This is a genomic window from Caulobacter sp. P4_E5 (assembly GCF_056401555.1).
The window spans coordinates 42,521-56,701 of sequence record NZ_JBFUJD010000015.1 but is presented as its reverse complement, the minus strand read 5'-3'; the positions used below and the strand labels follow the sequence as shown (position 1 = coordinate 56,701).

The window sequence follows — 14,181 nt, the reverse complement described above, 5'->3', positions numbered from 1 at the left end:
CCGCATGGCCGGGTGGTTGGTCGTCGCCGGGGCTTGGGCCGTGTTCCTGACCCTCAATTGGCTCGACTGGCGCAACGGTAAGGCGACAACAGGCGACGTCGCCCACGACATCGGGCGGCTGGCGTTCGTCACCCTGTTCCTTGTCGCGGCTCGGATCCACAGGACATGGTGGACTCGTCGCCCCAAGCCGCCGCCAGTTTACCGCTCGACGATTCTGGATTGATCGGCCGGAGCCCTCCAAGGCCGGAAGAGACGACCCCATGCAGCCCGCGACCCGTCTGTTCCTGCTCGCCCTGCTGCTCTGCGCGCCGGCGGCCCGGGCCAAGGCGCCGGACAAGCCGGCCGCCCCGCCGACCCTGTCGAGCGAGCCACCTATTCAGCTGGGCGTCTTCGACGGCTCGGGGCGGGCCTGCGCCGGGCAGCTGACAATCACGCCCAACCGGCTGACCTGGAAGACGCCGTTCAGCCCCTGCGCCGCCTCGGCCTACACTCTGGTGGAGCGCCGTCAGACAGAGCGCCGCGTCCACTGGGTCTATCGATTGAAGACCCCTTCGAAGCGCTGCCTCTATAAGACCGTGTCCCTGGAGAAGATGATCCAGGAGGACGGCTGGGTCGGCTGGAACGCCTCCGGCTTCTGGGAGAAGCCCTACAGGACAAACACGTATGGCGAGCTCAACTGCTATCTGGTGAAGCTGGACTAGCGCCGTCGCGCTCGCGTGACGATCCCTTCTGGACAACCCCAAGCTGCTAGTCTCAACTTCTCCCCCTGGAAGGGAGGGGCGATCTTGGTCAGCGGCAAGTCGTTGAGCGTGACGGAGGTCGAGGAGACCGCGCCCGTCGTGCGTCGGGCTCCCTCTCAAGCCAGCCATCAGGCGGGCCACCGCGAGCGTCTGCGCCAGCGGGCCAAGCTGGGCGGCCTGGTCGCCCTGCCCGACTACGAGCTGCTGGAGCTGTATCTGTTCCGCACCTATCCGCGCGGCGACGTCAAACCGCTGGCCAAGGCCCTGCTGACCCGGTTCGGCTCGCTGGGCGGGGTGCTGGGGGCGACGATCGAGGAGCTGGCGACCGTGCGGGGCGTCGGCGAGGCGGCGGCCATGGACCTGAAGCTGCTGCACGAGGCCACCTTGCGGGCCGGGCGCGACAAGATCGTCGGGCGGCCGATCATCTCGTCGTGGAGCGCCCTGCTCGGCTATGTCCGCGTCGCCCTGGCCAACGAGTCGCGCGAGCAGTTCCGGGTGCTGTTCCTGGACAAGAAGAACCAGCTGATCGCCGACGAGGTCATGAACCGAGGCACCGTCGACCACGCGCCTGTCTATCCGCGCGAGGTGATGCGGCGGGCGCTGGAGCTGTCCTCTAGCAATTTGATTATATTACATAATCACCCGTCCGGAGACCCGACGCCGTCGCGCCCCGACATCGACATGACCAAGCAGATCGTTGAAGCCGGCAAGGCCCTGAAGATCGCCGTCCATGATCATCTGGTGGTCGGCCGGGAGGGTGTCGCCAGCTTCAAGGCGCTGGGGCTGCTGTGAATGACGTCTTTGAGACCCACCCAAGTTCCACTGCCTTCCTCGCCCCTGTGGCGAGGACCCATGGCGCCGCCGGGCTGAGCATTTCAGGCCATGGCGCGGCGACGCTGGCGCCCACAGGCAAGCGATCGTGCAGTTGAACCATGGGTCCCAGGCACAAGGCCTGGGAAGGCGATGTTTGTAGGGTCCGTTTCTTCGGACGAGCTTGACGACCCCGAACTAAACCATGAGCGTCCCCACTCCAGTTTCCTCCGGAGTGCCCCCATGCGTCGCCTGCTCACCGTTCTCCTCGGCTCGGCCGCCCTGCTGGGAGGCGTCGCAAACGCCGCCGACAAGAAGCCCGTCGACAAGCCCGGCGAGATCTCCAAGGCGATCAAGACGCTGCACGACGGCTTCCTGACCCTGGACACCCACCTCGACACCCCCGAGCACTTCAAGCGCCCCGGCTGGTCGATGCTGGACCGCCACGTCGTCACCGAGGACGGCACCCAGGTCGACTTGCCGCGCATGAAGGCCGGCGGCCTGGATGGCGGGTTCTACGTGATCTACACCGGCCAGGGCGAGCTGACGGCCGAGGGCTATCGCTTCGCCCGCGACTTCGCCCTGGAGCGGGCGACCGAGATCCGCGAGATGGTCGCCGCCCATCCCGACCAGTTCGAGCTGGCCTACACCGCCGACGACGCGGTCCGGATCAACAAGGCTGGCAAGAGCTTCGTCTTCCAGAGCATCGAGAACTCCTGGCCGATCGGCGAGGACCTGACCTTGCTGCGGACCTTCTACCAGACCGGCGTGCGGATGGCCGGGCCGGTCCACTTCCGCAACAACCAGTTCGCCGACAGCTCGACCGACAAGCCGATCTGGCATGGCTATTCCCCGCTGGGCCTACGCTGGCTGGCCGAGGCCAACCGCCTGGGCATACTGGTGGACGTCAGCCACGCCAGCGACGACGTCGTCGACCAGTCGGTGCAGCTGTCCAAGGCTCCGATCGTCGCCTCGCACTCGGGCGCCCGGGCGATCTTCGACCATCCGCGCAACCTGAATGACGGCCTGATCAAGAAGATCGCCGACAGCGGCGGCGCGATCTGCATCAACTCGGTCTATCTGATCAACGGCGCGGCCAGCCCCGAACGCAAGGCGGCGATGGAGGCCCTGGGCCGTCCGCCCGAGGAGGGAACCGAGGCCGAGGTGAAGGCCTGGATGCTGAAGAAGGCCGCGGTCGACAAGCAGTATCCGCCGGTCCGGGCTAACTTCGACATCTTCATGGCCAGCATGCTGCACACCCTGAAGATCGCCGGGCCCAAGGGCGTCTGCGTGGGCGCCGACTGGGACGGTGGCGGCGGCGTCGAGGGCTTCGAGGACGTGGCCGACCTGCCCAAGATCACCGCCCGCCTGAAGGCCGAAGGCTACAGCGACGCCGACATCCAGGCCATCTGGAGCGGCAACGTGTTGCGCCTGGTGGCCGGGGCCCAGGCCTACGCCAAGAGCGTGGCCAAGCCGTAATCGTCAAAGACCGAACACCTAGACCATCGTGTCATCCCGGAAGCCTCGCGGAGGCTGTCCGGGACCCAGGGGCCAAGCGCATTGCGGCCGCCCCTGGGTCCCGGCCCTCCGCGCTACGCGCTACGGCCGGGATGACACATGAGGGGTTTCCGATGAGCGCCCTCCCGCATCTACCCGATAACGCCGTTCTCGGTTAGCTTCCCAAGCGTTGCCTGGGAGGTCTCGGTATGGGTCGCTTCACGCTCGTGCTCGCCGCGCTGTTCGCCTTGGCCAGTCTGGCGCCCGGCGCCCAGGCCGCCAGCTTCGACTGCGCCAAGGCCGGTACGGCCACCGAAAAGGCCATCTGCCGTGATCCGGCGCTGTCGAAGCAGGACGAGGCGGTGGCCGCCGCCTTCAAGGCCGCGCTCACCCTGTGGCCGACCGGGAACTGGCCGACCTATATCCGCACCRAGCAGCGCAACTGGCTGAAGGACCGCAACGGCATCTGCAAGGGCGACGTCGCCTGCCTGAAGCGCGACTACGAGTTGCGCCTGGGCTACCTGACACGGCCGAGCCTGAAGTGGACGGGCCGCTATGTCGCCGGCAATTGCCCCAAGGACGGCATCTTCTTCGACGTCTCGCCCCGCTATCCCGACGACGGGCTCTCGATCGACATCTATTATTGCCCCGACCCGAAGGGGAACATGCTGCAACAGGTCAGCGGCAAGCCCGACGCGGCGGGGCGGCTGGATTACAAGGAGGTGAGCGGCTGCACGCTCACCCTGATCTTCACTCAGGACACCGTCACCGTGCCCAGGGGCGGGACCGGCGCCTGCAAGCCCCTGTTCGACGAGCGGGTTTTTCGGCGCGATCCCGCCCGCTCCCCCTTCCTGATCGAGGACTAGCCGATGGCCCGCCTCGCCGCCGCCCTGCTGGGCCTGATGGTCCTCGTCTTCACATCCTCCTTGGCGGCCAGTCCGGCCGCCGCCGCCAGCTTCGACTGCGGCAAGGCCCGGACCAAGGTCGAGAAGCTGATCTGCGCCGATCCCCAGCTGTCGCGCCAGGACAGCGAACTGGCCGTCGCCTATGGCGAGGCGCTGAAGGTCTGGGACGGCAAGATCGCGGCCTATGTGAAGCTGACCCAGCGCGGCTGGGTCGGCAGCCGGGCCCTGTTGCCGCCGGACAAGGGCATGGGCGGCATCCTCTGCACCGACGACGAGACCCGCCTGCCGTGCCTGCGCCAGATTCACACCGACCGCATCGCGGTGCTGAAGAACCCCGGCTTCCGGCTGAGCGGCGTCTACGTGCGCGGCCAGGACTTCCTGCGGATCAACGGCGCGCCGACCGGCCTGAACTTCGCCTACGCCCTGGCCAACGCCGCGGCGACCCAGGGCTTCTCCGACGACACCAAGCCGATCCGGATCGCTCCGGGCCAGACGGCCGTGGCCTTCCCCCTGACGGGCGAGGGACCCGACGCCTGCCGGCTGGACGCGGTCTTCACCGCCGACGCCGTGGTCCTGACCCAGAAGGGTCCGTGCTCRGGGGCCAAGCTCACCGGGCGCTGGACGCGAGACCAGACCCGCGATCCCGAGGCGGAGCTCTTCTAGCGGGCGGTTCGGCGACTCCACGCCTCCCACACCCGCCACCCCATCAGCGCCAGGAACACCGCGCCGTAGATCAGCGGCGGCCGATGGTCGGCCTTGACCAGCAGGTAGTAGTGCACGACCCCCAGCGGGACGATCACATAGATCAGCCGGTGCAGCCGGCTCCACGCCGCCCGGCCCATCCGGATCACCCAGCCGTTGGTCGAGGTCACCGCCAGCGGGATCAGCAGGGTGAAGCCCAGCATCCCCAGGGTGATGAAGGGCCGCTTGAGGATGTCCTTCCACAGCTGGTTCCAGTCGAAGAACAGGTCGACGCCGATATAGCTGCACAGGTGCAGCACGATGTAACTGAAGGCGAACAAGCCGATGGTCCGCCGGAAGCGCACCAGTCTTGGCCTCTTCAGGATCCGGGCCGCAGGGGTGATCGCCAGGCCGACCAGCAGCAGCCGCAGCCCCCAGACGCCCAGTTCGCGGATCAGTTTCTCGATCGGATTGGCGCCCAGGTCGCCGTTGAACCCCTTCCAGGCCACCCAGACGAGCGGCGCGAAACAGGCCAGCCAGACGAGGGCGTAGATCAGGTTGTCGCGGAGCTTGGAGGGGCGTTTGCGGGGTGGGCTCACGACCAAGCTCCCGTGTCATCCCGGCCGTAGCGCGCAGCGCGCAGAGCCGGGACCCAGGGGCCACCGCACCGCGCTTGGCCCCTGGGTCCCGGATAGCCTCTGCGAGGCTTCCGGGATGACACCCTAAAAATGTCGTGCATCAATAGAACCGCTTCAGGTCCATGCCCCGGTACAGATCGGCCACGTACTCCCCATACCCGTTGAACGGCAACGTCTCCCGCCGCCGGAACTCGCCGATGCGGCGCTCGGTGGCCTGGGACCAGCGGGGGTGGTCGACGGCCGGATTGACGTTGGAATAGAAGCCGTATTCGCGCGGGGCCAGCTTGTTCCAGGCGGTGACCGGCTGGGTCTCGACCAGGCTGATGCGGACGATCGACTTGATCCCCTTGAAGCCGTACTTCCACGGAACGACCAGCCGCAGCGGCGCGCCGTTCTGGTTGGGCAGGACGTCGCCATACAGACCCACCGCCATCAGGGTCAGCGGGTGCATGGCCTCGTCGATCCGCAGGCCTTCGCGATAGGGCCAGTCCAGCGTGTTCCAGCCCTGGCCCGGCATTTCCGACGGCCGCATCACCGTCTCGAAGGCGACGAACTTGGCCTTCGACGTCGGCTTGACCGAGGCGATCAGGTCCTTCAGCGAAAAGCCCACCCACGGGATCACCATCGACCAGCCCTCGACGCAGCGCATCCGGTAGATGCGCTCCTCCAGCTTGTTCTTGCCGATCAGGTCCTCGATCCCGACCGTGCGCGGCGCCTCGCAGGCCCCGTCGATGCGCACGGTCCAGGGGCGTGGCTTGAACCTGTCGGACTTCTCGGCCGGATCGCCCTTGTCGACGCCGAATTCGTAGAAGTTGTTGTAGGTGGTGATGTCGTCCTTCGGGGTCGGCTTCTCGGTGGTCGAGAAGCCCTTGGTGAAGGCCAGCCCCGCCTGGGCCTGCCCCGCCGCCGCGCCGGCCAGCCCCACGCCCGCCAGCCCCGCCATCAGCGTTCGGCGCTTCATGTAGAGGCCGTGGTCGGTGACGTCGTTGTCGGTCAGGTCGGCGGCGTGGCGGATCAGCATGGGGACGCTCCGAAGGGGTACGTCACAGATACGTCGGCGCGCGCCGTTTGGTTACGGCCGCGCGCGATTATTCCGCGCCCTGACGCGAGTTTTGACGCAAGCCCTGGCGCGGGGCGTAGATCCGCGTCAGGCCCTGCGCCAGCACCGCCCGTTCCTGCGGCGACAGGGTCGCGGCATAGGCGGCCAGGGCGGCCTCGACATTGGCCCGCGCCTGGATGTCCAGCGTGCGGGCCGCGGTCAGGCGCTTGCCGACCTCGGCCGGGTCGAAGTTCGGATTGGTCAGGGCCGTCAGCGCCGCCTGGCGCTCGGCGCGGGCTTGGCGGCYGATCGGCTGGTTCTTCTGGTTGGCGGCGCGCAACGCCAGCCGCAGAGCCTTGCGGCTCTGGGGCGAGAGCTGGTCGCCGGCGGTCCACAGCGGCGGCCGGGCCAGGCGCTCGCCGTCTTGCGGCGGCGACGGTGCTGGGGATTGGGCTGGGGATTGGGCCGGACGGACGGCGGGCGCGGGACGCGACGGCGTGGCCGGATCGGCGGCGGGCGGCGGGGCCTGCCAGACCTGCGGGACATAGACCGGCGCGGCGGCGGGCTGCGGCGTCGGCGCGGCCGGCGGCGGACTGGACAGCCGCACATAGGCGACTCCGGCCACGCCGCCGATCAGGAACACGTTGAGGGCCGCCGAGACGATCAGGCCGACCAGCAGCGGGCGAGGCAGGCTCATAGCGCGGCGGGCTCCTCGAGGGCGTCCTGCAGATCGTTGGAGACGTCGACGGCGGTCTCGATCTTGCCGTTCGCCATTTGGGCGGTCGCGACCGGCGCGGCCACGGGCAGCGCCTGGCCGCCGACGGCGACCCCGGCCAGCACCCCGGCGAAGGCGGCGGCCGACAGGCCCAGGGCCGCGCCCAGGCCGGCGATCCAGCGGCCGGCGGTGTTCGGCGCTGGCGGCGCGGCGGCGATCAGCCGGCCCAGCAGGGCGGCGTCGACGCTCTGGGCCGGCGCCAGGTCGAGCAGGCGGTCCAGGTGCGCGGCGGCGTCCAGCACGGCCGAAAGGCGCTCGGGCTGAGCCGCCAGCAGGGCGCGCGCGGCCTCGCGCTCGGCCTCCGGCCAGCGCGCGATCTCGCCGCCATAGGTTTCGGTCAGGGTCTCGAACCTATCGAGCGACATCATGACCACGCCTCCTTGCTCATCCCGCCCCCCGCAGATCGGCCAGCGACGCCTTCAGCGCCCGACGCCCACGCGCCAGCAAGCTCTCCAGCGCCTCGACGCTGATCTCCATCAGTCCGGCGGCCTCGATATTGCCCAGCCCCTGGTGGTGACACAGCACGATCGCCTCGCGCTGACGAGCCGGCAGGGCCGCCAGCGCCGCCTCGACGCGCCGCGACAGGTCCGCGCCCAGCAGGCCGGCGTCGGGGGCCGGCCCGGTGTCCACCTGTTCGGGCGGCGTGTCGGTCGCGATCTCCCGGCGGCGGCGCAGGCGGTCGTAGCAGAGGTTCAGCGCCACGCGGTGCAGCCAGGTGTCGAACCGCGCCCCGCCCGGCTTCCAGGCCCGCGCCTGCTTCCAGGCGCGCAGGAAGGTCTCCTGGGCCACGTCCTCGGCCTCGCCGGGATCGTTCAGCATGCGCCGAGACAGGGCGAGGATGCGCGGCAGGCGTCGGTCCAGCAGCGTGCGGACGGCGGACGGGTCGCCCCGTCCCACCCCCGCCAGCAAGGCCTCGTCGGGATCGTTCCCGTCGGACGCCAACCGTCAACCTACCGCGCACGTCGCCATCAGACCCCGACCTTGGCCTTGCCCTTCTTGGCCTGCAACTCCTCGAGCGTCAGGATGCCATCGTTGTTCGCATCCATCCGCTTGTAGCGCCAGGCCAGCACCTTGTTGGCCTCGGCCCGCGACAGCGAGCCGTCCTTGTCGGCGTCGAAGCGCGAGAACAGCTTCTGGCCGCGCTTGCCGGCCTTGGTCGCCTGGGCGTCGACCTTGGCGTTGCCTTCGCGGAAGGCGGCGAACTCCTCGGGCGTGATCTTGCCGTCCTTGTTGGTGTCCAGCCGCGCGAACAGCTTGTCGCCGTTGGCGGCCTGGAACTGCTCCAGGGTCATGCCGGAGGGGGCTTGAGCTGAAGAGGATTGGCCCGAAGCGGAAGAGCCCGAGGCGGTTTGCGCCAGGGCCGGGCCCGCCAGAACCAGCACGACGCCCGCGGCGATCAGGGTGCGTATGATCATCAGTGTGAGGTCTCCAAAGGATGGATGGCTCGTCCCATTGATGATTGAACGCGCGGATGCGGGGATTCCGTCGTGGACCACTGGAGATATCTGCACTCCAAAACCGGTGTCATCCCGGAAGCCTCGCAGAGGCTGTCCGGGACCCAGGGGCCGGCGCAGTGCGGTCGCCCCTGGGTCCGGCTCTCCGCTTCGCTACGGCCGGGATGACACATGGAGAACGGGGCTGGGGAACGTGAAAAGAACCCCTACCCCGGCGCCTTGACGATCGCTTCGTAGGCCGCGCGCGCCTCGGCCTTGGCCTTGGCCAGCTTGGGCTTCAGCGTCCGGAATTGGCCGACATGTCCGGCCTTGGCCATCAGCGCCTTGAAGGCCTTGGGCTCGGCCTCGACGTCGTGACCGTCCTCCAGGGCGACCTTGATCAGCTGCGAGAGGTCCTGCTCCAGCCGCCAGGCGGCTTCCAGTCGGGCCAGCGCCCCGTCGTCGGCCAAGCCCGCCGCGCGCAGGGCGAAGAGGGCCTCGCCGGTGTTCTGGGCCAGCGGGCCGCCGGCGGCCGCGTGGGCCAGCTGCAGGAACTGGGCGGCGAATTCGATGTCCACCAGGCCGCCGGGATCCAGCTTCAGGTCCCAGTCGCCCTTGCCCGGCCGCTCACGCTCCATCAGTTCGCGCATCTCGACCACGTCGGCAGCGGTCTTGGCCCAGTCGCGCGGGCGGCGCAGGGCGGCCTCGATCGCCCCCTCGGCGCGGGCCTGGAACGCCGGCGAGCTGGCCCAGACCACCCGTGCGCGGGTCAAGGCCAGCAGCTCCCAGGTCTCGGCCTCACGCTCGTAATAGTCCTCGAACGCCGCGAAGCTGACCGCCACCGGCCCCTTGGCGCCAGACGGCCGCAGCTTCATGTCGACGGCGTACAGCGTCCCTTCGCCGGTCGGCGTCGACAGAGCCGAGATCAGGCGCTGGGTGAATCGGGCGTAGAACACGTCGGCGCTCCACTCCTTCACGGCGGACATGCCGCCGGGTTCGTCCGACGCGTAGAGCGTCATCAAGTCCAGATCCGACTTGGCGGTCATCTCGCGCGAGCCGGCCTTGCCCAGGGCCACCACCGCCACCTGGCCGGGGAAGGCGCCGCCCAGCCGCTCGGTCTCGGCCAGGGCCGCCGGGGCCAGGCCGCCGATGATCAGGTCGGCCAGCTCGGCGAAGGCCCGGCCGATGTCGCGGGCGTCGGCGCTGCCGCTCATCACCCGCACCCCGATCCTGAAGCTCTGGTCGCGGAACAGCCGCCGGGCGGCGTTCATCGCGCCCTCGAAGTCCTCGGGGTCCCAAGGCGCGACGGCGGGCGTCTCGATCGGGCCGAAGAAGGCCGGGTCCAGCAGGGCGTCCAGCGCCGTCGGCCGCCGGGCCAGGGTGGTGGCCAGGCGCGGGGCGAAGGCCATGACCTCGACGATCAGCTCGAACAGCCGCGGCTGGGCCAGGAACAGCGACTGGATCTGCACGCCCGACGACAGGCCGGCGAAGAAGTCGGCGAAGCGGTTGAAGGCCGGGTCCGGCGCCCCCGTGGCGTTGGCCGCGTCCAGCAGGCGCGGGGCCAGGCGGGTGAACAGCTCGCGGCCCCGCTCGGTGCGGGTGGCGGCGATGTGGCCGTGGTGCCAGCCGCGGATGGTGGCGGCCACCCGCTCCGGCGACGAAAAGCCCATCCGTTTCAGGGTGGCCAGGGTCTCCGGATCGTCCTCGACCCCGGTGAAGACCAGGCTGCCGAACCGCGACGACAGTTCCTCCTCGCCGGCGAACAGGCGGCCGTAGCGCAGGTTGACGCCCTTGAGGATCTTGCCGACGACGGCGTCGAAGCCGCGCAGGTTGTCGTGCCCCCACAGGGCGGCGACCTTCTTGCGCTCGGCGTCGGACTCCGGGAGCTTGTGGGTCTGGTCGTCGGCGATCATCTGGGCGCGATGCTCCAGCGCCCGCAGGTCCTTGTAGGCCCCCGTCAGCCAGGCGGCGTCCTCCGGGGTGACGTGGCCGGCTTCGGCCAGGGCGGCCAGGGCGTCCAGGGTGCGCGGGCTGCGCAGATCAGGTTGGCGGCCGCCCAGGATCAGCTGCTGGGTCTGGACGAAGAACTCGATCTCACGGATGCCGCCCCGCCCCAGCTTCAGGTCCGCGCCCTTGGCGGTCAGGCGGTCGTCGACCTTGTAGGTGTGGATCTGGCGCTTGATCGAATGGATGTCGGCGATGGCCGCGAAGTCCAGGTTCCGCCGCCAGATGAACGGCTGCAAGCCCTCGAGGAAGGCCGCGCCCTCGGCCAGATCGCCGGCCGCGATCCGCGCCTTGATGTGGGCCGCCCGCTCCCAGTTCTGGCCGACGCTCTCGTAGTAGTCCATGGCCGCATCGACCGGCATGGCCGGCGGGGTCGAGGAGGGGTCGGGCCGCAGGCGCAGGTCGATGCGGAAGACATAGCCGTCGCCGGTCCGCTCCTGCAGCACCCGGCCCAGGTGGTTGGCGATCCGCACCGCCACGGCCTGGGGTTCGTGTCCCTCGGCGACCGGCAACTTGTCGGGCGCGTAGAAGATCGAGAAGTCGATGTCGCTGGAATAGTTCAGCTCGAAGGCGCCGTGCTTGCCCATGGCGATGCAGAACAGACCTGGCGCGGGGCCGGTCTCGCCATCCCCCACGTGACGCAGGGCGCCGCGATCGACCTCCTGGCGGGCGGCCTGGGCCAGGGCGGCGCGCAAGGCGGCGTCGGCAAAGCGGGTCAGCGCGCCGGTCACCTGGTCCAGATCCCAGACGCCGCCAAGGTCGCACAGGGCGGTCAGCAGGTGCAGATCGGCCTTCAGCTCGCGCAGGAGCCGGCGGGCGGTCTCGAAGTCCGGCTCGGCGGCCACGGCCTCGGCGGCGGCCAGAACCTGCACCAGGGCCTGGTCGGGATCGCCCTCCAGGATCCTGGGCAAGCGTCGGCCGTCGCGTCGCGCCAGGCCGGCCAGATAGGGCGAGGCGGCGAAGACCGGGGCTAGCGCCGCCCAGGCCGCGTCGACGCCGCCCATGGCCTCGCCCGCCCGCTTGGCGATCGCCTCATGGGCCCGCTCGGCCGCCTTGGCGTCCAGGACGGGGCCGCAYGGGGCGAGGCGGGGGCCGAGAGAGGGGCCGGAGAGCGGTCGAGTCATGCCGGCACGGTGGCCCGACTGGCGCCGGGGGACAAGACTCGCGCTTGACGTGGGAATTTACAGTTGTAACCATGCCATCCGAGGAAACGGCAGGAACCGCATCCGACGATGATCGAGCTCTTCGCCCTCGCCCTGATCCGGGCCCAGATCGCCGCCGCCGCCGCGGTGCTGCTGGTGGTGTTGTTGCGGCCGTCGGCGCGCCAGCTGTTCGGCCCGCGCCGCGCCTATGGCCTGTGGGCCATCGTGCCAGCCGCCGCGGCCGCCGCCTTCTTCCCCAGCCTGGCCGAGACCATGGACATCGGCTCGCCAGCCCAGCCGTTGGGCGTCTGGGCGTCCAAGCTCGTTTTGCTGTGGCTGGTCGGCTGCGCGATCGCCACGGCGGTCCTGGCCCTGCGCGAGCATCTGTTCCGCCGCCGCGTCCGCCAGGGCGTGGCCGGTCCCGCCGTCATGGGCGCCCTGTGGCCCCGCATCGTGCTGCCGTCCGACTTCGCCGAGCGCTTCGACGAACGCGAGCGGTCGATGATCCAGCTGCACGAGCGCACCCACATCAATCGCGGCGACCCGATCGCCAACCTGGTCATCGCCGCCATGGGGGTGCTGGGTTGGTGCAACCCGATGATCGCCCTGGCCTCGCACCTGGTCCGCATCGACCAGGAGCTGGCCTGCGACGCCACCGTCGTGGCCTTGCGCAGCGATATCCGCGCCGACTACGCCAAGGCCCTGATGAAAGCCCAGCTGAGCGTCTCGGTGTCGCCCCTGGCCTGCGGCTGGGCCACCCATCCGCTGATCCTGCGCGTCTCGCTGCTGAACCGCCGCGAGCCCAGTCTGGCTCGCGACATCACCGGCTTTCTGACCATGACCTTCCTGGCCGTGGCGACGATGGCGCTGGTCTGGAGCATCGCTCCGCGCGGCCCCGACGCCAACGATCTGCGCCCTGGCCTGGCCGCGCAGATGGACCCCTATACGGGCGCGATCGTCTGGGTGCAGGCGGACCGGTAAGCCGATCCTTCTTCCCCCTCCGGGGGAGGAGAGCCGAAGGCCCGAAGGGGGCGAGTATCGGACCCCCCACCTCACTTGCCCCCACCTGACCGCTGCGCGGTCGTCCGCCCCCGGGAAGGAGACACCCCTACTCCACCCGCGGCAGCACCAGCGCCACCCGCAGGCCCGGGCCCATGCCGTTGAATTCGCCGGGCCCCTCGGCCAGCTCCAGCCGGCCGCCGTGCGAGACGGCGACGGCCTGGACCAGCGACAGGCCAAGGCCCGCGCCGGGCTCGCTGCGGCTGTTCTCCAGCCGCACGAAGCGCTGGACGACGCGGGGGCGGTCGGCCTCTGGCACGCCCGGGCCGGTGTCGGTGACCGAGAACTCCAGCTCGCCGGACGAGGTGCGACGGGCCCGCAGCATGATGGCCCCGCCCTCGGGCGTGTACTTGATGGCGTTGTCGAGGATGTTGGCCAGGGCCTGGGCCAGGAACTCGCGATTGCCCTTGATCGGCAGGGCCGGAACGATCTCGGCCTTGAAGTCCAGGCCCTTGTCCTCGCACGACAGCTCGTAGAGCTCGGCCATGTCGGTGGCCAGTTCCGAGGCGTCGAACGTGCGCTGGTCCGGGGCCGAGCCGGCTGCCTGCAGGCGGGCGATGGCCAGCACCGCATTGAAGGTCTTCAGCACCCCGTCGGCGTCCATCAGCGCCGTCTCCAGCGCGGCCACCGGATCGCCCTTGCCGTTCTCCGCGTCGATCAGGGCCACCTCCATGCGCGCGCGCAGGCGGGTCAGGGGCGAGCGCAGGTCGTGGGCGATGGCGTCGCCGGCGTGGCGCAGGCCGCCCATCAGCCGCTCGATCCGGTCGAGCATGTCGTTCAGGCCCTCGGCCAGCTCGTCGTACTCGTCGCGCGTGCCACGCACCCGGGCCCGGGCGTGCAGATCGCCGGCCCGCACGTCGTTGACCACGTCGACCAGCCCCTGCATCGAGCGGCTGACATTGCGGCTGATCAAGATCCCGCCGGCCAAGCCCAGCAGGATGACCAGCGCCCCGGCGCCCCAAAGGGCCCGGACGATCTTGCGGACATAGGCTTCGGAGGCGTCGACGTCGGCCCCGACGAACAGGATCTCGCCATGCTCCAGCCGCTGCTGCACGCCCTTGGCGGCCGCCTTGACCTCGGCCCCGTCCAGGTCGGTCTCGGTGACCTTGAAGCTGGCCCATTCGGGGCCGTCGCCCTCGAAATTGGCGACCGGCGACTCTTCGATCGAGCCGGAAATGCGCTTGCCGCTGCGATCGGCCAGGAAATACAGGAACGGCCGCTCGCCCGTCGCCCGCTCGACGATGGTCTGGTTCAGGGCGTCGACGCCGCCCTGGCGGTAGGTGGCCTCCAGGCTCTCGAACTCGCGGCTGATCTCGGCCTGGGCGCGGCGGTTCACCTCGCCGGCCGTGGCTACGTAGATATAGCCCAGGAAGGCGCTGGCGGCCGCCGCGAACAGGGCCAGAAACAGCAGGGTCAGCCGGAACGGCGTGGTGCGGAGAAGGCGCGGCAGACGCATGG

Annotated in this window: 15 protein-coding genes and 2 pseudogenes; 8 read left to right on the top strand and 9 right to left on the bottom strand. The window is 69.9% G+C overall.

What is annotated here, in order from left to right:
• The first annotated feature begins 4 nt into the window (after positions 1-4).
• From AC1DSO_RS07195 to AC1DSO_RS07165, 7 genes and pseudogenes are all read left to right on the top strand, one after another.
• A complete protein-coding gene (locus AC1DSO_RS07195; protein ID WP_477068191.1) occupies positions 5-223 on the top strand; it encodes a hypothetical protein in 219 nt (72 codons plus the stop codon).
• Between the two features lie 37 nt (positions 224-260).
• Entirely contained in the window at positions 261-701 is a 441-nt protein-coding gene (locus tag AC1DSO_RS07190; protein WP_477068190.1) for a hypothetical protein, read from the top strand.
• A gap of 84 nt (positions 702-785) precedes the next feature.
• Positions 786-1,532, top strand: a complete 747-nt coding sequence (gene radC, locus AC1DSO_RS07185) for a RadC family protein (protein ID WP_477068189.1) — start codon at positions 786-788, stop codon at positions 1,530-1,532.
• A 261-nt stretch (positions 1,533-1,793) separates the two neighbouring features.
• Positions 1,794-3,029, top strand: a complete 1,236-nt coding sequence (locus AC1DSO_RS07180; protein ID WP_477068188.1) for a dipeptidase — start codon at positions 1,794-1,796, stop codon at positions 3,027-3,029.
• A 28-nt stretch (positions 3,030-3,057) separates the two neighbouring features.
• A pseudogene (locus AC1DSO_RS07175) lies at positions 3,058-3,138 on the top strand (hypothetical protein); the annotation flags it as partial.
• A 118-nt stretch (positions 3,139-3,256) separates the two neighbouring features.
• Positions 3,257-3,913, top strand: a complete 657-nt coding sequence (locus AC1DSO_RS07170) for a lysozyme inhibitor LprI family protein (RefSeq protein WP_477068187.1) — start codon at positions 3,257-3,259, stop codon at positions 3,911-3,913.
• 3 nt (positions 3,914-3,916) lie between these two features.
• Positions 3,917-4,615 carry a lysozyme inhibitor LprI family protein gene (locus AC1DSO_RS07165; RefSeq protein WP_477068186.1) on the top strand — a complete coding sequence of 233 codons (699 nt, stop codon included), beginning with the start codon at positions 3,917-3,919 and terminating at the stop codon, positions 4,613-4,615.
• On the opposite strand, the gene msrQ is transcribed toward AC1DSO_RS07165, so the two are convergent.
• From msrQ to AC1DSO_RS07125, 8 genes and pseudogenes are all read right to left on the bottom strand, one after another.
• Entirely contained in the window at positions 4,612-5,238 is a 627-nt protein-coding gene (gene msrQ / locus AC1DSO_RS07160) for a protein-methionine-sulfoxide reductase heme-binding subunit MsrQ (protein WP_477068185.1), read from the bottom strand. The two genes, AC1DSO_RS07165 and msrQ, sit on opposite strands and share 4 nt — an antisense overlap.
• Before the next feature lie 133 nt (positions 5,239-5,371).
• Positions 5,372-6,292 carry a protein-methionine-sulfoxide reductase catalytic subunit MsrP gene (gene msrP, locus AC1DSO_RS07155; protein WP_477068184.1) on the bottom strand — a complete coding sequence of 307 codons (921 nt, stop codon included), beginning with the start codon at positions 6,290-6,292 and terminating at the stop codon, positions 5,372-5,374.
• 67 nt (positions 6,293-6,359) lie between these two features.
• Positions 6,360-7,007, bottom strand: coding sequence for a periplasmic heavy metal sensor (locus AC1DSO_RS07150; RefSeq protein ID WP_477068183.1), 648 nt, complete (start codon positions 7,005-7,007; stop codon positions 6,360-6,362).
• On the bottom strand, positions 7,004-7,453 hold the full coding sequence (locus tag AC1DSO_RS07145; RefSeq protein ID WP_477068182.1) for a hypothetical protein: 450 nt from the start codon (positions 7,451-7,453) through the stop codon (positions 7,004-7,006). Before AC1DSO_RS07145 ends, AC1DSO_RS07150 begins: the two co-directional genes overlap by 4 nt.
• Positions 7,454-7,469: 16 nt before the next feature.
• Positions 7,470-8,027 carry an RNA polymerase sigma factor gene (locus AC1DSO_RS07140; protein WP_477068181.1) on the bottom strand — a complete coding sequence of 186 codons (558 nt, stop codon included), beginning with the start codon at positions 8,025-8,027 and terminating at the stop codon, positions 7,470-7,472.
• A 26-nt stretch (positions 8,028-8,053) separates the two neighbouring features.
• Positions 8,054-8,500 carry an EF-hand domain-containing protein gene (locus tag AC1DSO_RS07135; RefSeq protein ID WP_477068213.1) on the bottom strand — a complete coding sequence of 149 codons (447 nt, stop codon included), beginning with the start codon at positions 8,498-8,500 and terminating at the stop codon, positions 8,054-8,056.
• 99 nt (positions 8,501-8,599) lie between these two features.
• Positions 8,600-8,712 (bottom strand): annotated as a pseudogene (locus AC1DSO_RS07130) (hypothetical protein); the annotation flags it as partial.
• 33 nt (positions 8,713-8,745) lie between these two features.
• Complete coding sequence (locus AC1DSO_RS07125) at positions 8,746-11,646, bottom strand: bifunctional [glutamine synthetase] adenylyltransferase/[glutamine synthetase]-adenylyl-L-tyrosine phosphorylase (RefSeq protein WP_477068180.1); 2,901 nt, start codon at positions 11,644-11,646, stop codon at positions 8,746-8,748.
• 108 nt (positions 11,647-11,754) lie between these two features.
• Here AC1DSO_RS07125 and AC1DSO_RS07120 point away from each other — a divergent pair, with 108 nt between their 5' ends.
• Positions 11,755-12,645 carry a M56 family metallopeptidase gene (locus AC1DSO_RS07120; RefSeq protein ID WP_477068179.1) on the top strand — a complete coding sequence of 297 codons (891 nt, stop codon included), beginning with the start codon at positions 11,755-11,757 and terminating at the stop codon, positions 12,643-12,645.
• A 127-nt stretch (positions 12,646-12,772) separates the two neighbouring features.
• Here the strand turns inward: AC1DSO_RS07120 and uczS are convergent, their stop codons facing one another.
• Positions 12,773-14,179, bottom strand: coding sequence for a two-component system sensor histidine kinase UczS (gene uczS / locus AC1DSO_RS07115; RefSeq protein WP_477068178.1), 1,407 nt, complete (start codon positions 14,177-14,179; stop codon positions 12,773-12,775).
• Positions 14,180-14,181 lie beyond the last annotated feature (2 nt).